The 21,305-nt window shown below is 68.4% G+C and carries 19 protein-coding genes; 6 read left to right on the top strand and 13 right to left on the bottom strand.

Features of this window, described 5'->3' with window-relative positions:
* Position 1 precedes the first annotated feature (1 nt).
* Together malQ and PUN71_RS15030 are read right to left on the bottom strand one after the other, a co-directional pair.
* Positions 2-2,215 carry a 4-alpha-glucanotransferase gene (malQ, locus tag PUN71_RS15035; protein ID WP_277799046.1) on the bottom strand — a complete coding sequence of 738 codons (2,214 nt, stop codon included), beginning with the start codon at positions 2,213-2,215 and terminating at the stop codon, positions 2-4.
* A 135-nt stretch (positions 2,216-2,350) separates the two neighbouring features.
* Positions 2,351-3,085 (bottom strand): GAF and ANTAR domain-containing protein, encoded by a 735-nt coding sequence (locus tag PUN71_RS15030; protein ID WP_043451924.1) that lies wholly within the window; start codon positions 3,083-3,085, stop codon positions 2,351-2,353.
* 178 nt (positions 3,086-3,263) lie between these two features.
* On the opposite strand from PUN71_RS15030, the gene PUN71_RS15025 reads away from it, so the two are divergent.
* Both PUN71_RS15025 and PUN71_RS15020 read left to right on the top strand, forming a co-directional pair.
* A complete protein-coding gene (locus tag PUN71_RS15025) occupies positions 3,264-4,310 on the top strand; it encodes an aldo/keto reductase (RefSeq protein WP_043451927.1) in 1,047 nt (348 codons plus the stop codon).
* Between the two features lie 115 nt (positions 4,311-4,425).
* On the top strand, positions 4,426-4,722 hold the full coding sequence (locus PUN71_RS15020) for a DUF3040 domain-containing protein (protein WP_052260081.1): 297 nt from the start codon (positions 4,426-4,428) through the stop codon (positions 4,720-4,722).
* A 15-nt stretch (positions 4,723-4,737) separates the two neighbouring features.
* Here PUN71_RS15020 and PUN71_RS15015 read toward each other — a convergent pair whose 3' ends face one another.
* Positions 4,738-5,709, bottom strand: coding sequence for a DMT family transporter (locus tag PUN71_RS15015; RefSeq protein ID WP_277799045.1), 972 nt, complete (start codon positions 5,707-5,709; stop codon positions 4,738-4,740).
* Positions 5,706-6,302 (bottom strand): TetR/AcrR family transcriptional regulator, encoded by a 597-nt coding sequence (locus PUN71_RS15010; RefSeq protein WP_277799044.1) that lies wholly within the window; start codon positions 6,300-6,302, stop codon positions 5,706-5,708. The genes PUN71_RS15015 and PUN71_RS15010 overlap by 4 nt, the downstream gene beginning before the upstream one ends.
* Before the next feature lie 137 nt (positions 6,303-6,439).
* Here PUN71_RS15010 and PUN71_RS15005 point away from each other — a divergent pair, with 137 nt between their 5' ends.
* From PUN71_RS15005 to PUN71_RS14995, 3 genes are all read left to right on the top strand, one after another.
* Complete coding sequence (locus tag PUN71_RS15005) at positions 6,440-6,739, top strand: DUF4193 domain-containing protein (RefSeq protein ID WP_018772148.1); 300 nt, start codon at positions 6,440-6,442, stop codon at positions 6,737-6,739.
* A 127-nt stretch (positions 6,740-6,866) separates the two neighbouring features.
* Positions 6,867-7,937, top strand: a complete 1,071-nt coding sequence (locus PUN71_RS15000) for a quercetin 2,3-dioxygenase (protein ID WP_277799043.1) — start codon at positions 6,867-6,869, stop codon at positions 7,935-7,937.
* Positions 7,938-8,003: 66 nt separating this feature from the next.
* Entirely contained in the window at positions 8,004-8,219 is a 216-nt protein-coding gene (locus tag PUN71_RS14995; protein ID WP_043451934.1) for a transcriptional regulator, read from the top strand.
* A gap of 26 nt (positions 8,220-8,245) precedes the next feature.
* Here PUN71_RS14995 and PUN71_RS14990 read toward each other — a convergent pair whose 3' ends face one another.
* Genes PUN71_RS14990 through PUN71_RS14975 form a run of 4 tightly spaced genes read right to left on the bottom strand, consistent with a single transcriptional unit; the run spans position 8,246 to position 13,133 of the window.
* Positions 8,246-9,487: a DUF3500 domain-containing protein gene (locus tag PUN71_RS14990; RefSeq protein ID WP_277799042.1), complete on the bottom strand. Its 1,242-nt coding sequence runs from the start codon at positions 9,485-9,487 to the stop codon at positions 8,246-8,248.
* A complete protein-coding gene (locus PUN71_RS14985) occupies positions 9,465-11,204 on the bottom strand; it encodes an FAD-dependent monooxygenase (RefSeq protein WP_277799041.1) in 1,740 nt (579 codons plus the stop codon). The genes PUN71_RS14990 and PUN71_RS14985 overlap by 23 nt, the downstream gene beginning before the upstream one ends.
* Complete coding sequence (locus tag PUN71_RS14980) at positions 11,204-12,082, bottom strand: fumarylacetoacetate hydrolase family protein (protein WP_277799040.1); 879 nt, start codon at positions 12,080-12,082, stop codon at positions 11,204-11,206. Before PUN71_RS14980 ends, PUN71_RS14985 begins: the two co-directional genes overlap by 1 nt.
* Positions 12,083-12,137: 55 nt before the next feature.
* On the bottom strand, positions 12,138-13,133 hold the full coding sequence (locus tag PUN71_RS14975) for an alpha/beta hydrolase fold domain-containing protein (RefSeq protein WP_277799039.1): 996 nt from the start codon (positions 13,131-13,133) through the stop codon (positions 12,138-12,140).
* 229 nt (positions 13,134-13,362) lie between these two features.
* On the opposite strand from PUN71_RS14975, the gene PUN71_RS14970 reads away from it, so the two are divergent.
* The gene (locus tag PUN71_RS14970) at positions 13,363-14,118 is read left to right on the top strand and encodes a MerR family transcriptional regulator (protein ID WP_277799038.1); all 756 of its coding nucleotides are present in this window, start codon (positions 13,363-13,365) and stop codon (positions 14,116-14,118) included.
* A gap of 15 nt (positions 14,119-14,133) precedes the next feature.
* Here PUN71_RS14970 and PUN71_RS14965 read toward each other — a convergent pair whose 3' ends face one another.
* The 5 genes from PUN71_RS14965 to PUN71_RS14945 all read right to left on the bottom strand — a co-directional run bounded on the left by PUN71_RS14965 (position 14,134) and on the right by PUN71_RS14945 (position 21,188).
* Complete coding sequence (locus PUN71_RS14965) at positions 14,134-14,616, bottom strand: hypothetical protein (protein WP_043451945.1); 483 nt, start codon at positions 14,614-14,616, stop codon at positions 14,134-14,136.
* On the bottom strand, positions 14,613-17,078 hold the full coding sequence (locus tag PUN71_RS14960) for a molybdopterin oxidoreductase family protein (protein WP_277799037.1): 2,466 nt from the start codon (positions 17,076-17,078) through the stop codon (positions 14,613-14,615). The genes PUN71_RS14965 and PUN71_RS14960 overlap by 4 nt, the downstream gene beginning before the upstream one ends.
* A gap of 94 nt (positions 17,079-17,172) precedes the next feature.
* A complete protein-coding gene (locus PUN71_RS14955) occupies positions 17,173-18,171 on the bottom strand; it encodes a bile acid:sodium symporter family protein (RefSeq protein WP_277799036.1) in 999 nt (332 codons plus the stop codon).
* Positions 18,172-18,280: 109 nt separating this feature from the next.
* Positions 18,281-19,855, bottom strand: coding sequence for an o-succinylbenzoate--CoA ligase (gene menE, locus PUN71_RS14950; protein WP_277799035.1), 1,575 nt, complete (start codon positions 19,853-19,855; stop codon positions 18,281-18,283).
* 7 nt (positions 19,856-19,862) lie between these two features.
* The gene (locus tag PUN71_RS14945; RefSeq protein WP_277799034.1) at positions 19,863-21,188 is read right to left on the bottom strand and encodes an MFS transporter; all 1,326 of its coding nucleotides are present in this window, start codon (positions 21,186-21,188) and stop codon (positions 19,863-19,865) included.
* Between the last annotated feature and the right edge of the window lie 117 nt (positions 21,189-21,305).

Here is a 21,305-nt window from a genome sequence, read left to right as displayed (position 1 = left end):
ATCAGCCGTGCAGGGCCCCCTCCACCGCCGCAAGCAGCGAGGTGAACCGCTTGTTGGCGGGAAGGTCATCGAGGTAGACGGGCTTGCCGTCCGGTCCGCCCAGGGGAACCTGCCAGTTGGGGTACAGCGCTTCGGTGGTTCCGGGCTGGTTCTGGACCCGGCGCTCCCCCACCGCGTCCACGAGGGCCACGCCAAGCAGCACCGACGGCGCCTGGGCCAGGAGGAGGTGCAGCGCCTCGATCGCGTGCTCCTCAGCCCCCTCCACACTGGCTGACGTGCCCTCGGAGAGGTAACCGCGTTCGCGCAGCATGGCGAACATCTTCTCCAGCGACGCGTTGTGCTCGGCCCGTTCTTCCTGTTCGGACCGCTCCAGCAGGCCCAGCCGGCTCCGCAGCCCCACGTGGTCCCCGGCAAGGTAGCCGGCGGTGGGCGGAAGGTCGTGGGTGTTGACGCTGGCGAGCGCCTGCGTCCGGTACTTTTCCGGCGCAAGCGGCGCATCGCCGTCGTACTCGAACCACAGGATGGACGTGCCAAGGATGCCCCGCGCTGCCAGGTAGTCCCGCACCCACGGCTCAAAGGTTCCCAGGTCCTCCCCGATCACCACCGCCCCGGCGCGGTGCGCCTCCAAGGCGAGGATGCCGATCAGGGCTTCATGGTCGTACTGCACATAGGCGCCGTCCCCCGGGGCGTTCCCTTGCGGGATCCACCACAGCCGGAACAGGCCCAGGATGTGGTCAACGCGGATGCCGCCGGCGTGCCGGAGGACGGTGGCAATCATGTCGCGGAACGGCTGGTAGCCGGCCTCCGCGAGGCGGCCGGGATGCCATGGCGGCTGCCCCCAGTCCTGGCCCTGTTGGTTGTACATGTCCGGCGGGGCGCCCACGCTGGTGTTTGGGGCAAGCACGCCACGCAGGGTCCACGCATCGGCGCTGCTGTGGTCCACCCCCACCGCGAGGTCATGCACAACGCCCAGGCGCATGCCGGACCGCAGCGCAGCCTGCTGGGCGTTCTCGAGTTGCTCGTCGCAGATCCACTGCAGCCAGCGGTGGAAGCCGATGCGGTCCGCCAGCTTCTCCCGGAGGGCTTCCGCTTCGGGCGTTCCGATGGCACGGGCTGGGTCCGTCCACAGCGGGTCGTCCGGCGCCACGTCCTCCCGGATGGCCGACCACAGTGCAAAATCGTCCAGTCCCTTGCCGGAGATGCGGCAGAATGCGTCGAAGCCAGCCTGCCGGGCCGGTGAACGCCGCGTGTGGTACAGCATCTCCAGGGCCTGCAGCTTGGCGGCATAGACGGCATCCCGGTCCAGCCGGCCGCCCTCCTTGTTCAGCCCCGCAACCTCTTCATGCAGTTTTTCCAGTGCCGCCCGTTTCCGCGGCCGCAGGTAGGCCAGCTCGGGGATGGCCTCGATGCGGATGTACAGGGGGTTGAAGAACCGCCGGGTGGAGGGCGAGTAGGGCGAAGGCTGGAGCGGCGGAACGGGCTCGGCCGCGTGCAGCGGGTTCACCAGCACGTAGTCGGCCCCGCGGGCACCACTGATGGCGGCGAGGTCGGCCAGGTCGGCGAAATCCCCAATGCCCCACGACCGCTTGGACCGGACCGAATACAACTGTGTGGCCAGTCCCCAGCCGCGGCGCTCTTCCAGTGGTTTGGCGGTTGCCAACCGGGCGGGCGTCACCACCAAAGCGGCGGTGGCCGTGAGACCCCCGGACTCCGCCTGCAGCGTGTGCCAGCCCAACGGCAGGTCTTCGGGGAGGGAGAAGGTCGCGCGCCCGGTGGAGACGCCATCGACGTCCTTGGGCTGGACCCAGACGTCCTGCTGGACCGCGTCCCGGGACCCCGCTCCCCCCTCCAGGGCGATGGTCAGCCGCGCCGTGGCACCGTCACGGACATGCACAGGGACCTGGGCCGGCTCGCCCTGCTTGATGACGACGGCGGGCGGCAGCATCCGCCGCCAGGGCGCCAGGTCAGCGTCCTCAAGGGCAGCCTCGATGTGCTGGTTGGTGTGCGCTTCAACGCCCAAAGCGGCAAGGACCTTGATCAGCGTGGCCTGCCCCACCGAGTGCGGAAGCCCGTCCCAGCCCTGGAAGGACGTGCCCACGCCATGCGCGTCCGCCAGCCGCTGCAGCAGGTGCGGATCAACTGCTCCAGGGGCAGCGGCGGGCGGGTCTGCGGGCAAAGCTGTCCGTGGTGCGTGCTGCTGGTCTGAAGCCGTCATGGGTGTCCGCCTCGTCTGTGATGGTCCCGGAACTTACAGTGCTGCTGTCGTACCCGGACGCTGACACCCCCGTGCACAACCGTTGGTTCAGATTATTGCAGGGCGGCGCGCAGGGGAAACCGGCTGGCTGCCCGCCTACGGATCGAAGTGCGTGGTCACCGGGCCGTCGCTGACCCGGCCCAGGACCCCGGCCGCCAGGTCGCGCAGCTTCTGGTTCCGGTGGCTGGATGCCTTGGCGAGCAGGGCCATCGCTTCCTCCTGGCTGCACCGGTTCTGGGCCATGATCACGCCGCAGGCAAGGTCAATGGTGGTGCGGTTCGCCATGGCGGCGCGCAGGTCGTCGGCCAGGGTTTGCGCGTCGGCGATCCGCAGCGCCAGCCGGAGCGCCCGCCCGGCGAGGTCCGCGAAACCCTCCGCCCGGCTGATGACGTTGGGGGCAAAGACGTGCGGCTCGGCGGCGAAGAAGTTCAGCGCGGCCGACTGGTTTTCATCCAGCGCGAGGGGAACACCCAGCACGCTGCGGCAGCCGTTTTCCGCCAGCACCTTCTGGTAGTCGGGCCAGCGCGTGTCGGTTTCGACATCGGGAAGGACCACGGGCTTCATCGCGTTCAGCGCGGTAATGCAGGGCCCGTCGCCCAGGGCCTGCTCCAGCTTGTCCAGGAGCGCCGCCCGTTCGCTGCTGCCGGCGATGGTGGCGCTGCGCTTGCGGCGGCGGAGGGTCACGCCGCATTCGATCAGCACGCCCGCGGCGTCGCTGAGGGTGGAGGCGGCAACGGTGGACAGTTCGGTCAGGAAGTCAGCCACGTTGCTGCTGCCGCTGATGAGGTCATGCAGCTGGAGGAACTGGTCATCGCTTTTGGGAGTGCCCATCCCTCAATATAGGCGCTATTGGCCGCCGTGCGCCCGCCACAAAACGTCATTCCCGCTGCCCCGGTTACTTTGTGCGACGAAAAGAGAAGGAGTAAGGCGGATTTCTGCGGTGGCCTGCCGAATCTGTGTAGCGTCATGACGATCCAGGCCACGGCAACAAGATGGAGGAGACCGAAAGATGGGCCTCAACGAACTGCGGGTGTTCGGGCGGTCGGGTACCCCCATCAGTCCCCTCACCCTTGGCACGATGAACTTCGGCGAGGGGAACGGCGGCCCGCACGGCGCCCCCACCGGAGCCGATGAGAGCATCCGCATCATCCAGGCGGCGCTGGACGCCGGGATCACCGCGGTCGACACGGCGGACGTCTATTCCCAGGGCGAGTCGGAACAAGTAGTGGGCAGGGCCCTGCGCGGACGCCGGGATGACGTCTTCCTGGCCACCAAGTTCCACGGTCAGATGAGCCCCAATCCGGCGCACTCCGGGAACTCCCGGCGCTGGATCACGCAGGCGGTGGAGGGCAGCCTGCGCCGCCTCCAAACGGACCGCATCGACCTGTACCAGGCGCACCGGCCGGACTACAACACTGATCTGCTGGAGACCATCACCACCCTGAACGACCTGATCCGGCAGGGCAAGATCCTGTATTACGGCACCTCCGTATTCACGCCGGCGCAGCTTGTGGAAGCCCAGTGGCTGGCCACCACCAACCACCTGATCCCGCCGGTGGGCAACCAGGTCCCGTACTCCATGCTGGTCCGCGGCAACGAGCGCGATGTCCTGCCCATCGCCCAGCAGTACGGCCTGGGCGTGCTTGCGTACGGACCGCTGGCCGGGGGCTGGCTGTCCGGAAGCTTCGTCCTGGAATCCGGCAAGCCGCCCACCCGCGTCCACACGCTCCCCGGCCGGTACGACATATCCGGGCCCTCCAGCGAACGGAAGCTGCTCGCCGCGGACTCACTGGGCCGCCTGGCGGACAAGCTGGAGCTGTCCCTGGTGGACCTCGCGGTCGGTTTCGCCCTGACGCATCCCGCCATCAGCAGCGTGATCATTGGCCCGCGCAGCGAGGATCACCTCCACGCCTACCTTCGCGCCGCCGACGTCCGGCTCGGTGAATCCGTGCTCGACGCCATCGACGACCTTGTGCCACCGGGCACCAACTTCGTGGAGCGGGACGCGGGCGCCATTGTCCCGTCCATCGAGTTCGCGGAACTACGACGGCGGTAGCAGGCTTCCCCGGGACCGGGACCTGGCTGCCGGGCCCTCCGCATGTATTGACTAACCGGTAGAAGACTCCTACGGTCTATACCGAAACCGCCTCCCACGACATCCAGGGGCCGCCATGCCAATGTCCGATGAGGAGCGACGCCTGCTCAAGGAGCTGGAACTGGGGCTGATTGCGGATGACCCCCACCTGGCCATGGAACTGCTCTCCGGCTATCCCGCCCGCCGCTTTCCCGCGGGTTTATTCCCGGGAATGGCCGCCGCGCTGGCCGGCCTGGTACTGATCATTGCAGGGGCAGGGCTGCATGCGCCCGGCGCGGTGGTGCTTGGAATCCTGCTGCTTGGCCTGGGCGCCTGCCTGCTGCTGGGGCCCACGGTACTGGCCCGGAGCGCGGGCCGGCAGCCCACCGGGTGAGCGTTCCCAGGACGGTCAGCGGGTGTCCGCGGTTTCCGGCACTGCCTCTGTGCGGGCCTGCCGTTCCGGCCACGGCGTCAGGATGAACAGGCTCGCAAGGACGACGGCGGCGCCAAGCCAGGCAAGTGCCGGCAGCCTTTCGCCCACCACCAGCACGGCCAGCACGGCGGCCACCACGGTTTCCAGCAGGGATATTCCCGTGGCCGTGCCCGCCCCCACCCGGGCCAGGCCCCACCCGAAGAGGACATAGCCGGCAAACATCGGCACGGCCGCCATATAGGCACCTACGCCAAGGTTGCGCCAGGACTCCAGCAGCGGGGCGCCCGTGAGAACCAGGACCGGCATCAGGAGGAGTCCGCCCAGGCCGAAAACCGCACCCATCGCAGCCCTGGACGTCACCCCTTGGCCGGTCAGGCGGTGCGCCGCCCAGGAGTACAGGGCATAGGTGGCCCCGGCCAGCAGCCCAAGGAGGATGCCCGCCGTCGACAGCCACCATTCCGCAGCCGGACCCCCACCTGCGGATCCCGCTGCCGGGGCGTGGCCGGCGAAGGACAACAGCGCCGCTCCGCCCACTCCCAGCAGTGCCCCCAGGATCCATTGCCTGCTCAGCGCCTTGCCGTCAACACAGCGTTCGATAAGGGCCGCGGCCACCGGGGCCGAGCCGATGGACACCACCGTTCCCACCGCAACTCCGGACAGGTGCATCGAGCTGTAGAAAGCCAGAGGATAGATGGCCACTGCCGCAGCGCCAAGCGACACCAGGCGCCACCGTTCGAGCAGGCTGCCCGTCTGGTCTGCGATATGCCGTGCGGCGTAGAGGGCTTGAAGCAACCCGCCGAGACCCATTGCCACAGCGCCGATGGCCAGCGGGCTCACGGCCGGAGCGAGCGTGGCAGCCGTCCCCGTGCTCCCCCAGAGGATCGACGCCGCTGCCACTGACAGGACACCCCACAGTTGGGCCTTCTGATGCTGCCGGATGCCGGTCACAGGGCGTCCAGCAATTGCGCGGCGATGGACCGTGCCTGCTGCAGCGGGGCATCGCCGCCTTCCAGTCCCGCCCGGGCCATAGCGCCCTCGAGCAGGAAGGCCAGGTGCGCCGCAGACGCGGTGGCCCCGTCTTCGCGGCCCGGCAGCAGCCCGGCCACGTGGGTGGCCAGGAGTTCCTGCACGTCCTCCTTGTGCCGGCGCACCGCCGCCCGGCCGGGGCCGCCCGCGGGCAATTCGGCGGCGGCGTTAAGCAGGCCGCAGCCACGGAACCCGTTGGGGTAGGCAGAGTTGGCGTGGTCCAGGTAGGCGTCGAAGACCGCCAGCACCCTGTCCCGCGGAGTACGGGCCGTTTCCAGGCGCTGGCCGTAAAGGGCCAGCCACTCCTGGTGCCTGGCGTCAAGGTATGCAGCCACCAGGTCCGCCTTTGAGCTGAAGTTGTTGTAGAGGCTCTTCTTGGCGACCCCCGCCTCGGCAGTGATCGCGTCGATGCCGGTGCCGGCAACGCCATACGCGTAAAAGAGACGCGCGGCGGCTTCCAGCAGCAGCTCGCGGGCGGGCCGGCGGCCTGGAACAGGAATGGTGGATGCCGCCAAGGACGCTCCTTCAGCATAGGTAGGTAGACCAGTCTACCTACTGCATGTATGGCACGGGAATTTGTTGCCCGCGTCCGGCGTTGTCGATCTGTCCGGAACAATCCGGACACCAGCAGCTGGACAGGAGAACACACCACATGTCAGTTGACTACGACGCTCCACGGGTGACTCCCGAGGAAGAGCCGAATGTCGCCCTGGAGGAGCTGAAGTCCGACAAGTCCGGCCGCCGGGAGGCTGCTCCCGACATGGACGAGACGGACCTCGCGGACAGCTTCGAGCTGCCCGGCGCGGACCTCTCCAACGAGGAACTCCTCATCCAGGTGGTCCCGGTACAGGCAGATGAATTCACCTGCATGTCCTGCTTCCTGGTCCACCACCGCAGCCAGTTGGCCCGGGAGAAGGACGGGAAGAAGTACTGCAAGGAATGTGAGGGGTAGCAGGGACACGGGGACCGGCCAGGTTCGGATTCCAACCATTGGAATCCGCACTCGTGGCCGGAGCGGCGGCCAGCCATGATGTAGGTCACGCTCCGGCAAGGGCCGGCCGACTGGAAAGAAGGAAACCATGTCCCTCAGCGTCGAGGAAATGAACAAGCAGCTCCCGGCGGCCAACGTGCTGCCCGGAGAGGCGGTGCCGTACTACATGGCGTCGGGCGAGGGCGCACGCTACGAAATCAACGGCCAACTGGTGACCGTCATCGCCCGCGCCGCCGATACCGGGGGCATCTTCAGCGCTGCCTACATCTCCGGCGGCATGGGCGCCGAGTCGCCGTTTGCCAGCCACAGCATCGAACACAAGACGCTCTACGTCTTCGACGGGATCCTGCACGTCTGGCTGCCCGGCGAGAGCCGCATCCTCACTCCCGGCGATTCGGTGGTGATCCCGCCGAACACGCCGCACGCCTACCGGATGGCCAGCCACTACACCCGGTTCCTGAACTGGATGACGCCCGGCGGCGGCGAGAAGTACTACGAGCGGGTGGGAACGCCCATCGATTCCCACGTCCCGCCCGTCCGCCCCGGACACAAGGCAAGCCTGCAGGAGCAGGCCGAGGTGGGTGCCGAGTTCGGGATCACGTTCCCGGACGTTGAGCGCGTGGCGCCCTCCTTCAAGCACGACGCCGGCCTGCCGCCGGCGCAGAACCCCTACTTCCTCAGCGCCGGTGAAGGTGAGCGCCTGGTCAGCTACCAGACCATGTTCACCTATCTGTCCCGGCCCGCGAACACGGGCTCGAACTACTTCGCGGTGCACACCAAGGGCGCCAAGACACCCTACATTCCGCTGCATTTCCACTCCGAGCACACCGAGAACTTCCTGTGCACCGAGGGCCGCATGTGGCTGTACGCCAACGGCCGCGAGATGCTCCTGACCAAGGGTGACTTTGTGCACGCACCCGCGGGGACCATCCACTCGTTCGCGCTCGATGCACACAACACCCAGATGGTGGGTTTCCTGACACCATCGGTGTTCAACGGTTTCTTCGAGTACTTCAACACGCCCACGGAGGACTACATGTACACCGAGGGCGGGGAGCCCTACATGGACATGGAAGGGTTCGGCCGCGCCCAGGCCGAAATGGACCTGACCGTGGTGGGCCCACCGCCGCAGCGCCGCGCAGCCCTCGACATCCCCTAGCCACGACAAACATGGCCCGTCAACATCTGTTGACGGGCCATGTTTGCGTCAACTAATGTTGACGGCATGGAGGTGGAGCGGATGAAGACGCTGGTTGGCTCAATGGACGGGCAAGGACCCGCGGAGGCCCTGTACGCGGTGGCCGAACTGCAAAAAGAGGTGGGCCGGGCCGAGGCATCCCTGGTCCGGCGCGCACGCCAGGCCGGCCTGTCATGGGAAGCGATCGCCCTGTGCCTGGGCGTGAGCAAGCAGGCCGTGCACCGCAAATACGGGAAACAGTAGCCTCCGAGGGGCGGACCGGAGAAGCGTCAGGACCCGGCGAGTGCCTGGCGGACCAGTTCGCGGCCGTAGTCGTTGCCGTTGGGGGTGCGGACCACGGTGTGCATGTGGAACGGGGCCGGCTGGTCATTGCTGAGGAACACGCCCGTATGGTGGTCCAGTTCCAGCACCACCACCGGACTCTGCAGGCGGAAGTAGAACGCTTCCTCCCCCGCCCAGCCGCCGATCCAGCTGAAGTGGGATTCGGAGAAGTGTTCCTGGATTTCCCGGCGCCGGGCTGCGCGCGGCCCCTCGGGGAGGTAGGCGATGAAGTCGTCCACCACGGCGTCGAGCAGTGTCCGCGCGTCAGCAGGCATGTCAGCCACCGGGATGCCCTCGTAAGGGATCACCCGGTTGTCCTGGAAGCAGCCGCCCAGGTGCCGTTCGTCGCCGGGGTGGAGGCGGCCTTCCGGCATCGCCGGGTCCACCATCGACCTGTATACAACGGCCCGCGAGCGCAGCTCTGCAGGCAGCGCACCCATGAGGTCCCGGGCCAGGGCGATGCGCTCCTTGAAGACTTGCACGCCGCGGTGCGGGCCGGCGTCGATCATGTCCGGCTCGGCGCCCATGAACACCGGTGAGATCACCAGCTGCGTCCCGGCCACCAGGCAGTTCAGCGCCGCGTGGTGGCCGAACAGCTGCCATCCCCACGGTTGGGTTTCGGACGGCTCGCCGTACAGGGCGAAGTTGTAGCTGAACTCGTTCATCAGCAGCGGCAGCTCCACCAGGTCGCCCAGGAAGCCGTTGATGCGCATCAGGTTCCGCACCAGCCCATACCCCTGCGGGCTCAGGCTTGCCTCCACCACACCCAGCACGGCGTCGCGGACCGGAGGATCCAGCTCGTCCAGGCGCAGCCCGGTGTCGTGCTGCATGAACTCCGGGTTGGCCCAGCTTTGCCATTCGGGCGCGTCCACGGCGTAGGTGAGCTTCCGGGCCTGGCCAGCGGTCACGGCACCCAGGAGCTTGCGGGCGGCCGCCGCCATCGCTGCCGTCGGGGCCTCTTCCCCCGGGCGTGACGGGGCCAGCGGGTACAGGCCTTCGCGGCGCACGCCGTCACTGGTGATCCCGGTGAACGGCTGCGGGTACAGTTTCTGCCAGCCTTCGATCATGGGCCCTGCGAACGAATCGGTCTTTGCTGCCTCGGCGTATTCGCGGGCGTTCAGGCCCCGGATTTCCGCCACCCGCGGGTGGCCGGGGGGAAACAGGTAATCACGGAATGACGGCGTCGACACGGGCGCTCCTGGTGGTTTCGAGGGATATGGGCGACCAGCCGGCCGCCACGGACAAGGCTGCGCCCGCGGCCGGGGCGGAATTTCCCCGCCAGGCCACGTGCTGGTCGGGGCGGACCAGCAGGGTGCCCGCGCCCCACATGTGGGAAAGGTGCGTTCCGTCGTCGGCGGGTCCGACGACGGCGACCGTCACCGGAATGCCCGTCCGCGCGGCGGCTGCCAGCACCGGCTCGAAAAGAGTCGCGGCGGGCACCCCGCCCAGCGCGCCGGCGTCGGCCAGCAGGGTGAAGCCGGTTCCAAGATGGCTGTACAGCGACGTACCGTCCGCCAGCCAGGCATGCGGGAGCAGGGCGCCCGGGTTCGCCGAAGGAACATAGCGGATGGGGTCCTCGGCCGGAACCGGCAGGGCGTCAGGCACCACCAATGATGAGTCCGCGTACGAATACCCCAGCACCAGGCCCAAGGAGTCGAACTCGCTCTGCTTGACGGCCAGCGCCGCGTGGGCTGCGGCCCGCGCGGCGTCGCCACGCGGGCCGGCGGCGGTGAGCCCGGGGTCGGCGAAGTGGTACGCCAGGGCCTTGCCGTTGTCGGCGGCGTCGCGGATGGTGCGGGCGGCCACCGGCCGGCGTTCCTCCCCGTAGCTGGCCAGGAGTGCCGGGCCCGCCCAGCCGTTGATGGCGGCGGCGAGTTTCCAGGCAAGGTTGGCAGCGTCACCAATGCAGGTGTTGAAGCCGTGGCCGCCCCACGGCGGATTCAGGTGTGCGGCGTCCCCCACCAGGAAGATGCGCCCGCGGCTGTACTCGGGAGCCAGGAGCATGCGGGCGGTCCAGGGGTCCGTGGCCAGGACCTCGATGTCCACCCCGGCGCCCACCAGGGCACGGACCATGGCAGCGGCGTCCGGCTCGGTGACGGTGACAGAAGGGTCCACGCCCTGCACGATCGCCCACCAGGTTCCGGCCAGGTCCATCGGCCCCACCATCCCCGAGGTCTCCGCCCCCACCACCCAGTACTGGACGGCGGGGTCCAGTCCGATCGCCGGCCCGAGGGAGTCCGAGCGGAACAGGATGCTGATGTTGGACAGGGCCGCGGAGCCGCCCTCCAGCCGCAGCCCCAGGCTGCGGCGCACGGCGGAGGATCCGCCGTCGGCACCAATGACGTACTCCGCGGTGATGGTGCGTTCGGTACCCCCGGGACTGGCCGCCACGACGGCGTAGGGTGCGCCGTCCACACCATCCACCCCGTCGACCCGCGTGACGGACCAACCCGTCACGAACGTGACCAGCGGGTTGTCCGCGGCGACGGACCGCAGCACCTCCTCCAGGACGGGCTGGGGCACCTGCTGGCCGCATTCGGGCTGCGGGCCGTAGCGGCCGGGAACCAGCTGGAAGGCATTGCGGAAACGGCGCAGTTCATGCGCGGCAGGCCCGGTGAGGCCGGTGCAGAAGATGACCTCCTGCGCGTAGTCCACGGGCAGCGGCGATGCGTCCCGGAGCAGATCCGCGAGGCCCAGGCGGCGCAGGTGCGCCATGGTCCGGGCGTTGGTGGTCTTGGCCCTCGGCCGCGTATGGTCCACGGCGGTGCGGGGTTCGATGACGGTGCTGGGGATGCCCCGCGAGGCCAGGTCCAGGGCCAGGAACAGTCCACTGGGGCCACCGCCGGCGATCAGGACCTGCGCCTCCTCCGGGAGGCCTGCTGCCGGGAAGTCCGGGACGGTGGCCATCAGGCACGGCTCCGGAGCGAACCATCGCCGACGGGCGTGGTGAGGGTGCCCAGCTTCTCGATCTCCACTTCCACCGTGTCGCCGGGCTGCAGCAGCCACTGCGGGGTGCGGGCGTAGCCCACGCCTTCCGGGGTGCCGGTGGCGATGACGTCCCCGGGGTGCAGGGTGAAGATTTCGCTGATGAGGGCGACGATGGCCGGGACGGAGAAGATCATGTCCCGGGTGTTGCCGTTCTGCGCCTCGACGCCGTTCACCAGGGTGCGGACCTGCAGGCCGTCCCGGAGGTCGCCCACCTCGTCGCGGCTGACCAGGGGGCCGAGCGGTCCGCTGAAATCGCCGTTCTTGCCCAGGGTCCACTGCGACGTGAGCTTCTGGGCCCGCCGGGAGGTGATGTCGTTGAAGGTGGAGTAGCCAAAAACGGCCTCCGCCGCGGCCGCCTCGTCCACGGATTCGGCGCGGCGGCCGATGTAGGCGGCCACCTCGCCTTCCCAGTCCAGCCCCGCTTCGCCGGCGGGGACGGGCACCGGCACGTTGCCCACCGACAGGGAGGCGGTCCAGCGGCCAAACAGGGTGGGGTACGGCGGCAGTTCCTGGTCCTTGTAGCTGCCCTCGGCGGCGTGCGCCCTGTAATTCAGTCCCACGCAGATGACCCGTGCGGAGGCGGGGACCAGCGGCACCTCGGTGACGCTGCCGCGCTCCAGCCAGGTGCCGGCGTCGGACGTTCCGCTGGTGGTGCCGGCGGCGAGTGGGGCTGCCTTGTCCTGCCAGCCCTCGGCGTCCGCCCAGAAGTCCGTGACGGAAGCGAGCGGGAGGACGCGGGAACCGGCAAGGGCTGCCGCCCAGGGTTCGCCGTGGTGGTTGATGCCAATGAACTGCATGGAGGGCCTTTCAGGTCTGGTCCGGACGCGTGGCGTCCCGGCGGAATGCGTCAGATCAATGCTGGTTCGCCTGGCGGCGGAAGAAATCGATGGTTGCCGCGGTGGCCTGCACGGCGGCGTCGCTGCCGCCGTCGGGCGTGGACCACATATGGTCGGCGTCCTGCAGGAGGAGGAGTTCGACGTCGATGCCCGCGCCTTCCAGCGCCTCGGCAAGGCTGGCGGACTGGGCCACGGGGACGAAGCGGTCCGCTGTGCCGTGGATGAGGAGGAAGGGCGGCGCGTCCGGATGCACGTAGGTGAGGGGGCTCGCTGCCGCGGCTTTCGCGGGGGCCTCCGCCGGCTGCGCCCCGAGCAGGAGGGCCTCGCGGGAGCCGGGGTCATTGGCGGTGGCGACGGCGTCCGGCCGGGCCTGCGCCCCCATCCGGACCAGGTCCGTCGGTGGGTACCAGGCCGCCACCGCGGCAACGGCGTCGCCGGCGGCGCGGTAGGCGGGGCCGTCAGCCATGGCCGCGTCCGCGCCCTGGCTTGCGCCGGCGTCGTGGCTTGTCCCGGCGTCGTGGCTTGTGCCGGCGTCGTGCTCCGAAAAGGCCGTGGACCCAGCGGTCAGGCCAAGGAGGCAGGCGAGATGCCCGCCGGCGGAGTCGCCCCAGGCGTAGATACGGTCCGGATCGATCCCATAGTCTGCCGCGTGCGCCCGCAGCCAGCGGACGGCCTCCTTGGCATCCACCAGTTGGGCCGGGAAGGTGGCGGCGGTGGTCAGCCGGTAGTCCGCAGAGGCAACCGCGAAGCCGGCGGCCACCAACTGCGCGATCGGGTTGAAACCGAAGCCATCCACCACCGGCCCCATCGAGGACCGTTCCCCGGTCCGCCACCCGCCGCCGTGGAGGTGGAGGACGGCGGGCAGGCCGCGGCCTTGGGGACTTTCTCCAGCGGCAGACCCGGGCCGGGTTTCCTCCGGGAGGTAGAGGTCCAGCAGCAGCGGGTCTGCATTCCGGGGCCGCGCGAACTCGATGCCCCGGAGGATCCGCTGTGCCGTCGTCGTTGACTCCATGTGTACCGCGCCGTTCTGTCCTGCGTTGCCGGATGCGGGCCGGTGCGGCCCGCGCTCATGCACTCAACTTTGGTCCATCTGCGGGACCGGTGGCGCCGCAGGTTTCACTGAATGAAACTACTTCGGAAGGGGCGCACACTCCGCCTGGAACCAGGCTGAGCTGCGCGGGCGGCATTGCTGCATTGGTGGGCTTGAACCTGACGCGGCGTCAGGACCTAGCGTTGGCGGTATGGAATACCAAAAGGGCGCCTGCTGGAGCGTCGGGGAACTGGCCGCCGCGACGGGCGTGACGGTCCGGGCGCTGCACCACTACGACAGCATCGGCCTGCTGCGGGCAAGCGGACGGACTCCTGCCGGGCACCGGCGGTACACCGAGCAGGACCTGCAGCGCCTCTACAGCATCCGCGCCCTGCGCAGCCTGGGGGTTCCCTTGGGTGACATCGGGACCGTGCTGGATGGGTCCGGCGGCGGCCCGGGGCCCGTGAAAGACCTGTTGCTCCGGCAGCTTGAGGTCTTGCGGGTCCAGGCCGGCCGGCTGGAGGAGCTCCAACAGACAATCGGCCGCCTGCTGGAACGCATCGATCACCAGCAGGAGGCCGGCCCCACCGATTTCATCACCGTACTGGAAAGGATGAGCATGTTTGAGGACTACTTCACGGAGGACCAGCGCCGGGAGCTGGACGAGCGGCGGGCGCAGCTGGGCCCGGATGCCGTGGATGAATCACGGGCCCAATGGGCGGGCTTGGTTCAGGAGGGCCTGCGCCAGGTCGACGCCGGGGTTCAGGCCACCAGCGCCGAGGCCCGGGAGCTGGTGCGCCGCTGGGATGAGCTGGGCTCACGGTTCCATGGCAGCGAGGGCACCAAGGCGGCCGCGCGTGCCATGTGGGCGGAGAACAGTGCTGAGCTCAGCAGGGCGCTGCCCTGGACTGCGCAGCAGATGCACGCGCTGGTGGCACACCTGGAGCAGGCCCGGGACGCCGGGTGATCCCGGGCCTGACGTTCAGCTGACCAGGATCTGGGTGGCCGATTCCTTCAGCTTGCCGTTGGCCCACTTCATCTGGCGGATCGTCTGGGGATGGCATTTTTGGGCCAGGCCCAGCAGGTTTTGGTCCTTCATCCCCTGTGCGGCCTGGGCCAGCAGCTCCCAGTCGGCGGAGACGCCGCAGGCCTTCAGGTAGAGCTCGCGGAGGTCCCGCAGCAGCAGCATCCCGGTTTCCGGACGCCGGCCCACCATCTCGCTGCCCTTCTCCCGGAGGGTCTCCATCAATCCTGCTTCGCTGCGCGGCTCCGGGTCCAGGTCCTGGCCGTAGTTCTTGGCGATGTCCGCGATGTCCCGAACATGCTGCTGCGACCAGCGCGCCAGGTCCCGTGCCAGGTGGTAGATCTCGTGGTCCACCTTGTGCCGCTCGGAGACCACCAGCAGGTGGTGCGCCAGGTCGTTTTCGGACCGGTGCATTTCCTCGAGTACCAGCCCGAATTTCATCGTGCCCCTCCTGCCGCGTCCATGGATTCATCCGCCAGGGCGCTCGAAATTCCCTTGGTCCTGGCCCCTTCGGCGAATTCCCCCGCCGGAGCCGAGGCCGTGGTGGTGGGCGCCGGAGCGGGCCCGTCGCCGGCGGAAATCCTGGTGATGCGGGCGGCAGCCGTCTTGAAGATGGGCTGCTTCGAGGCAGCGTCCCAGTCGGTGATGGTCAGTTCGTTTGCAGCCCTGCCGGGCCCATCCGGCTGGTGTCCGCCCTTCGTGTCCCAGTAGCCGTAATGGAAGGGCAGGAACAGGACCCCATTACGGATGCCGCTGATCCGCACCCGCGCGCGGACGGAACCCCGGGGGGTCTCCACCTCCGCAAGATCGCCTTCGGCAATCCCGTACGCGCCGGCGTCGTCCGCTGACAACTCAACCCAGACGTCGGGCGCGGCCGCCTGCAGCTCCGGGGCCCGTCCCGTCTTGGTGCGGGTGTGGAACTGGTAGAGCGTGCGGCCCGTGATGAGCTGGAGCGGGAAGTCCTGGCTGGGCAGTTCGTGCGGCGGCATGTATTCGGCGGCCTTGATGACCGCCTTGCCCTCCGGGTTCAGCGCCTTGTATTCCGTGGGCTCCACGGGGGCGCCGGTGATGAGGTCGCGGCCGTAGGTCTCGCAGTACTCGGGGTGCGCCCAGAACTTCCCGTCCGCGTAGATCCGCTCCGTGCCGTCCGGGTTCTCCTCGTTGCAGGGCCACTGGATGCCGGAACCGCCGCGCAGCTTGCCGTAGGTGATGCCGGTGTAGTCGCAGGGCCGGCCGCGGGTGCATTCCTTCCAGGCCTCGAAGGCGGACTCGGGATCGTGCCACTTGATCAGCGGCTGGCCGTCCTTGTCCTTCAGGCCCATGCGGTGGGCGTAGTCGATGAAGATCTCCAGGTCCGCCTTGGCCTCGCCGGGCGGGTCCACGGCCTTCTCGGAGAGGTGGACGGTGCGGTCCGCGTTGGTGAAGGTGCCCGTCTTTTCGCCCCAGGTGGCGGCCGGGAGTACGACGTCGGCCAGTTGGGCGGTCTCGGACAGGAAGATGTCCTGCACCACCAGGAACAGGCGGTCCTGCGCCAGGATGCTGCGGATGCGTGCCAGTTCCGGCAGTGAGACGGCCGGATTGGTGCCGCTGACCCAGAGCATCCGGATGGACCCGTCCTCCACGTACCGCATCATTTGCATGACGTGGGTGGGCGGCGAGTAGTGCGGGATGGACATGGGGTCAACGTTCCACACACGGGCGAGGTCCTGGATGTGGGCATCGTTGGACCAGTTCCGGAAGGCGGCAAGGTCGCCGTCGGCCCCGCATTCCCTGGTGTTCTCTGCCGTGGGCTGGCCGTTCATCTGCAGGATGCCGCAGCCGGGCTTGCCCAGCATGCCGCGGATAATGTTGATGTTGTTGACCTGGACGGCGGCGGCGGTGGCCTGGTTGGACTGGTAGAAGCCCTGCAGCACCGTGGACAGCAGCCGCTCGGCGTGGCCGATGATGCCGGCCGCCTCCCGGATCTGTTCGGCCGGGACACCGCAGATTTCCGCCACCAGGGCCGGCGGATAGTTCTTGACCTCTTTTTCAAGTTCTGAATACCCCACCGTGTGCGCCTGGATGTACTCCTGGTCCACCCAGCCGTTGGTGATGATTTCGCGCAGGATGCCGTTCATGAGGGCCACGTTGGTCCCGGGCCGTGGAGCCAGGTGCACGGTGGCGGCCCGGGCCACGGGGGTCATGCGCGGGTCCACGCAGATGATCTTCGGCGGGTTGGGCCCGGCCAGCCGGTCCAGCATCCGGGTCCAGAGAACGGTCTGGGTTTCCGCCACGTTGTGCCCGTATAGGGCGATGACATCGGCGTGGTCCACGTCCGTGTAGGAGCCCGGCTGCCCGTCGCAGCCGAAGGATTCCTTCAGCGCCTCCCCTGCCGTGGCTGTGCACAGACGCGTGTTGCCGTCCACGTGGTTGGTGCCGATGCCGCCGTGGGCCACGGTGCCCAGGGTGTAGTACTCCTCGGCGAAGAGCTGGCCGGTGGTATAGAAGCCCAGGGCGCTGGGGCCCTGTTCCGCCAGCAGCGCCTTGGACTTGTCCACGATGCGCTGCATGGCGGTGTCCCAGTCCGTTTCCACCAGCTTCCCGCCCTCGCGGATGAGGGGTTTGGTGAGCCGGTCCGGGGAGGCGTTCGCCTGCCAGCCGTACAGGTCCTTCGGTCCCAGCCGGCCGTGGTTCACCCGGTCCACGGCCCGTCCCCGGACACCGACGATCCTGTTGTCCTTGACGGCGATGTCCATGGCGTCGCCGTTCGAATGCAGGAGCGATGCCGTCTGGACCCACCGGTCCACGTCCTCCGGGCTTACCCCCTCGGCCAGGTGGGTGTCCACCCTGACGGGCCAGTCACCACCGCTGCCGTACGGCGTCCGTGTCCCCCAGGGTTCAGCTATTCGGTCGATCCGGGCCATCTGTCCATCTCCTCGCAGGAACCGGCGGGCAGCGTCGAAACGGCGCTGTCCCTACCGGATCCATACCCAGGATGGCTGGCTGGAAACGTGCCCTTTAGGCCTGCTTGTCCTGCAGCGGGCGCCGGGCCAGCCAGGCGGCCACGATGGCCCCGGAGATGTTGTGCCACAGCGAGAAGACCGCGGACGGCAGCGCCGCGAGGGGGCTGAAGTGGGCGGTGGCCAGGGTGGCGGCCAGCCCGGAGTTCTGCATCCCGACTTCAAAGGCCAGGGCACGGCGTGCCTTGTCGTCCAGGCGCCCCAGCTTCCCGGCCAGGTAGCCAAGGCCCAGGCCGAAGCCGTTGTGCAGCAGGACGGCGAGGAACACGATGGCCCCGGCACCGATGATCTTGCTGGCGCTGCCGGCCACCACGATGGCCACGATCAGGGAAATCACGACGGCGGAGGCCCACGGCAGCGCGGGCAGCACCTTGGCCACGAGCTTCTTGAGGAACAGCCGGGCAAGCAGGCCGGCGACCACCGGCAGCAGCACGGTCTTGACGATGTCCAGGACCATGCCGGCGGAGTCGATCTGGAGGTAGGAGCCGGCCAGGAACAGGACCAGCAACGGGGTGACGATCGGGGCGATCAGGGTGGAAACGGACGCTACCGCCACCGAGAGCGCAACGTCACCCTTGGCCAGGAACGCCATCACGTTGGAGGCGGTTCCGGACGGGGCGCATCCCACCAGGATGACGCCGACGGCGAGCTCGGGCTCGAGGTTCAGGGCACCGGCAATCAGCCAGCCGGCTCCGGGCATGATGATGTAGTGGGCAACGATTCCCAGCGCCACCGCCCATGGCCGCTTGGCCACCGCAGCAAAGTCCGGCGGCGTCAGGGTCAGTCCCATGCAAAACATGATGATGCCCAGCAGGTAGGGCACACTCGGCGCGATGGGCTTGAAGACGCCTGGAAGCAGGAAGCCGATAACTCCTGCCACCACCACGAGGATGGGGAACACCGTCACGGCGACGCGGGCGATCCTGCTTTCCGCTTCGAGCGCAGGGTTGACAGGGGTCCCGTCCGGGGAATTGTGGGGTTTAGTTGCCTCAAGCATCCAATTATGGTGGCACTGTCCTATAGGATTCCGCCAATTGATGACCGTGAACGGTAACAACGGCGGACCCCCACGGCCCCCAGCGAGGTGAACCGTGGGATGTCCTCCGTCAGACCTGCTTGCGGAGCTCCATCTTGCGAATCTTGCCGCTGGCGGTGCGGGGCATCTCGTCGATCACTACCAGCGACTTGGGGATTTTGTATCGGGCCAGCCGGCCGTCCAGGAAACTGCGCAGCTCATCACCGGTGAGGGATTCCCCCTCGCGAAGCGTCACGATCGCCTGGGGGACCTCGCCCCATTTCTCGTCGCTGACACCGATGACCGCTGCGCTGCTGACGGCGGGGTGTTCCGCGATGACGGCTTCCACCTCTGCCGGGTAGATGTTTTCGCCGCCGGAGATGATCATGTCCTTGAGCCGGTCCGAGACGAACAGGAAGCCTTCCGGGTCCCGGTAGCCCATGTCCCCCGAGCGGAACCAGCGTGAGTCGGCATAGCTGGCGACGGTGGCCTCCGGCCGGTTCCAGTACTCCTTGATCACGTTGGGCCCGGAGACCTGGATCTCCCCCACCTCGCCGGGGGCGGTTGCGCCGCCCAGGGGATCGGCGATCCGGACGTCGGTGAAGAAGTGCGGCAGGCCTGCCGAGCCGGCCTTGTCCCGGGAACGGTCAACAGGCAGCATGGTGGCACCGGGAGCTGTTTCGGTCATCCCGTAGCAGCTGGTGAAGCCGATGCCGCGGTCCTCGTACGCATCCAGGACGCGCCGGGGAATGGCGGAGCCGCCGCAGGTCAGCTTGTCCAGCGAGCTGAGGTCGGCCGCGGCCCAGCCGGGATGCTCGCACAGCATCTGGAACGTGGTGGGCACCCCGTTGAGGGTGGTAACCCTGTGTTCCTGGATGAGCTCCAGGACCCGGGCGGGATCAAACTTGGCCTCCAGGACCACGGTGGCGCCCTTCAGCAGCATCGGCAGCAGCCCCATGTCCAGCGACGCCACGTGGAACAGCGGCGAGATCATCAGCGCCACATCGTTGCGGTTCACGTCCATGTCCACGATGGTGTTGATGCAGTTCCACGTGATGTTCCCGTGCGTCAGGAGGGCCCCCTTGGGCTTGCCGGTGGTTCCCGAGGTGTAGAGGATCATCGCGCCGTCGTCATGGCCGACGGGCACGTCGATGGGTTCGGCAGCTGCCGCCTGCAGCGCCTCCCCGTACTGCTCCACCGTGACGGACTGTTCGACGGCGGCGGGTGACGTCACGGCGGAAGGTTCCGTCCCGGCGTCGGCCGCTACGTCCAGGCGGTGGCTGACTTCCGTGTCCGCCACCGCGGCGGACGCCAGGGCGCCCAGGGCGTCGGCGTGGACCAGGAGCCGGGCGCCCGAATCCTGCAGCTGGAACTGCAGCTCAGGCGGTGCGAGCCGGGTGTTGAGCGGCACGAAGATCGCGCCCAGGAGCCCGCAGGCGAAGAAGGTTTCCACGAAGGAGGGGTGGTTCTCCCCCAGGTAGGCCACCCGGTCCCCCTTGGCCACTCCCCTGTCCCGGAGTGCGTTCGCCAGTCGGTCGGCCCGCTCGGCCAGTTCCCCGTAGCTGAGGGCGGCGGCGGCTGTGCCGGCTCCGGACAGGAGCGCCGTCTTGGCACCGGATTTTGCGCGCCGGCGGTGCAGCCAGGAGCCAACTCCGTTGTTGTCCATGGTTCTCCTAACGGACCGTGGTGAGGTCGTTGTTCTTAGATTCCCGCGTCAGGGCGATGAACACAATCGAGACGAGGGCCATGCCGGCAAGGAACACCACCACGGGGAGGATGTTCTGGCCGGAGTCCTTGTAGAAGCCGGCGACGATGCCCGGGGTGAAACCGGCGCCGATAAGCGTGGCCAGCTGGTAGCCCACGGCGGCGCCGGTGTAGCGGGAGGTGGTGCCGAACTGTTCGGACACGAACGCCGCCAGCGGTCCGTACAGGGAAGAGTGCAGGATGAGCGCCACGGTGAAGGCCAGGAACACCAACCCCACGTTGCCCGAGCCGAGCATGCCGAACATTGGGAAGAGGTAGGCGATGAACAGGGCCAGGCCCGCGATCATCACCGGGCGGCGGCCGAACCGGTCGGAGAGGCGGCCGCCCAGGAGGACGAAGATGATGGAGATGGCGGAAGCCCCCGCAAAGGCGTAGAGCACGCCCTGCTGCGGGGCGCCCTTGGAGACGGCGTAGGTCACCGAGAAGGTGGGCAGGACCACCTGCAGGCCGAACCCGGCGGCGCCGGCGAACATGATCATGACCAGGGCCTTGGGCCGGCGCAGCACCTCGAGCAGCGGAATCTTCCGCTGGGCGCCCTGCGTGCTTTCCTTGGCCACGGCCTCGGCGAAGATGGGGCTTTCGGAGACCCGCAGGCGGACGAACATGCCCACGATCAGGAGCACGAAGGACAGCAGGAACGGAACCCGCCAACCCCAGGCAAGGAAGGCGTCCTGCGGCAGCGCCGAGAAGATGCCCATCACCACGGTGCCCAGCACGGCACCGGTGGGCGCACCGGCGTTGACAAAGGAGGCGGCGAAACCCCTCCGTTTAGGGTCGGCGTGCTCCAGCGCCATGAGCGCCGCGCCGCCCCATTCCCCGCCGACGGCAATGCCCTGGCAAACCCGCAGCAGTACCAGGATCACGGCGCCCCACGGGCCGATCACACCGGCACCGGGAATCAGGCCAATGAGGGTGGAGGCGATGCCCATCACCGCCATGGAAATGATCAGCATGCCCTTGCGGCCCACCTTGTCGCCAAAGTGGCCGAAGATCACCCCGCCGAGCGGCCGGGCCACGTACCCGGCTGCGAAGGTGGCGTAGGCGGCGACGACGCCCACCCAGTCGTCCATGCCGGCGAAGAAGACCTTGGGGAAGGCCACGGCTGCGGCGGTGGCGTACAGCAGGAAGTCGTAGAACTCGATGGTGCTGCCCAGATAGCTGGACAGGATGACCGTGCGCGCTTCCTTGCGCTTGGCGGCCGTGCCCGCAGGTGCGAGCGTGGTGTGTCCGGACATGGCTGTTCCTAAAGACGGAGGAATGGGGTAGGGAGGGGGACGGGTTTTTGGGGTTGCCTGGGGAGGCGGTGCCCGTTGGGTGCCGCCGAGGCTGTGAAGGGTTGCTGCCGGTGGTGC

The organism is Arthrobacter sp. NQ7 (genome assembly GCF_029581595.2).
Taxonomy (GTDB): domain Bacteria; phylum Actinomycetota; class Actinomycetes; order Actinomycetales; family Micrococcaceae; genus Arthrobacter; species Arthrobacter phenanthrenivorans_B.
Note: the sequence above shows the minus strand (reverse complement) of the source record. Positions and strands in the feature narration are given on the sequence as shown.

What these genes read in the sequence shown, in the direction of transcription:
- PUN71_RS15005 (WP_018772148.1), top strand. Translation starts at nt 6,440, where the DNA reads ATGTCAGTTGACTACGACGCTCCACGGGTGACTCCCGAGGAAGAGCCG.
- PUN71_RS14980 (WP_277799040.1), bottom strand. Translation starts at nt 12,082, where the DNA reads ATGCAGTTCATTGGCATCAACCACCACGGCGAACCCTGGGCGGCAGCC.
- PUN71_RS14975 (WP_277799039.1), bottom strand. Translation starts at nt 13,133, where the DNA reads ATGGAGTCAACGACGACGGCACAGCGGATCCTCCGGGGCATCGAGTTC.
- menE (WP_277799035.1), bottom strand. Translation starts at nt 19,855, where the DNA reads ATGGACAACAACGGAGTTGGCTCCTGGCTGCACCGCCGGCGCGCAAAA.
- PUN71_RS15000 (WP_277799043.1), top strand. Translation starts at nt 6,867, where the DNA reads ATGTCCCTCAGCGTCGAGGAAATGAACAAGCAGCTCCCGGCGGCCAAC.
- PUN71_RS14955 (WP_277799036.1), bottom strand. Translation starts at nt 18,171, where the DNA reads ATGCTTGAGGCAACTAAACCCCACAATTCCCCGGACGGGACCCCTGTC.
- PUN71_RS14960 (WP_277799037.1), bottom strand. Translation starts at nt 17,078, where the DNA reads ATGGCCCGGATCGACCGAATAGCTGAACCCTGGGGGACACGGACGCCG.
- PUN71_RS15020 (WP_052260081.1), top strand. Translation starts at nt 4,426, where the DNA reads ATGCCAATGTCCGATGAGGAGCGACGCCTGCTCAAGGAGCTGGAACTG.
- PUN71_RS15025 (WP_043451927.1), top strand. Translation starts at nt 3,264, where the DNA reads ATGGGCCTCAACGAACTGCGGGTGTTCGGGCGGTCGGGTACCCCCATC.
- PUN71_RS14995 (WP_043451934.1), top strand. Translation starts at nt 8,004, where the DNA reads ATGGAGGTGGAGCGGATGAAGACGCTGGTTGGCTCAATGGACGGGCAA.
- PUN71_RS14985 (WP_277799041.1), bottom strand. Translation starts at nt 11,204, where the DNA reads ATGGCCACCGTCCCGGACTTCCCGGCAGCAGGCCTCCCGGAGGAGGCG.
- PUN71_RS15030 (WP_043451924.1), bottom strand. Translation starts at nt 3,085, where the DNA reads ATGGGCACTCCCAAAAGCGATGACCAGTTCCTCCAGCTGCATGACCTC.
- PUN71_RS14945 (WP_277799034.1), bottom strand. Translation starts at nt 21,188, where the DNA reads ATGTCCGGACACACCACGCTCGCACCTGCGGGCACGGCCGCCAAGCGC.
- malQ (WP_277799046.1), bottom strand. Translation starts at nt 2,215, where the DNA reads ATGACGGCTTCAGACCAGCAGCACGCACCACGGACAGCTTTGCCCGCA.
- PUN71_RS14970 (WP_277799038.1), top strand. Translation starts at nt 13,363, where the DNA reads ATGGAATACCAAAAGGGCGCCTGCTGGAGCGTCGGGGAACTGGCCGCC.
- PUN71_RS14965 (WP_043451945.1), bottom strand. Translation starts at nt 14,616, where the DNA reads ATGAAATTCGGGCTGGTACTCGAGGAAATGCACCGGTCCGAAAACGAC.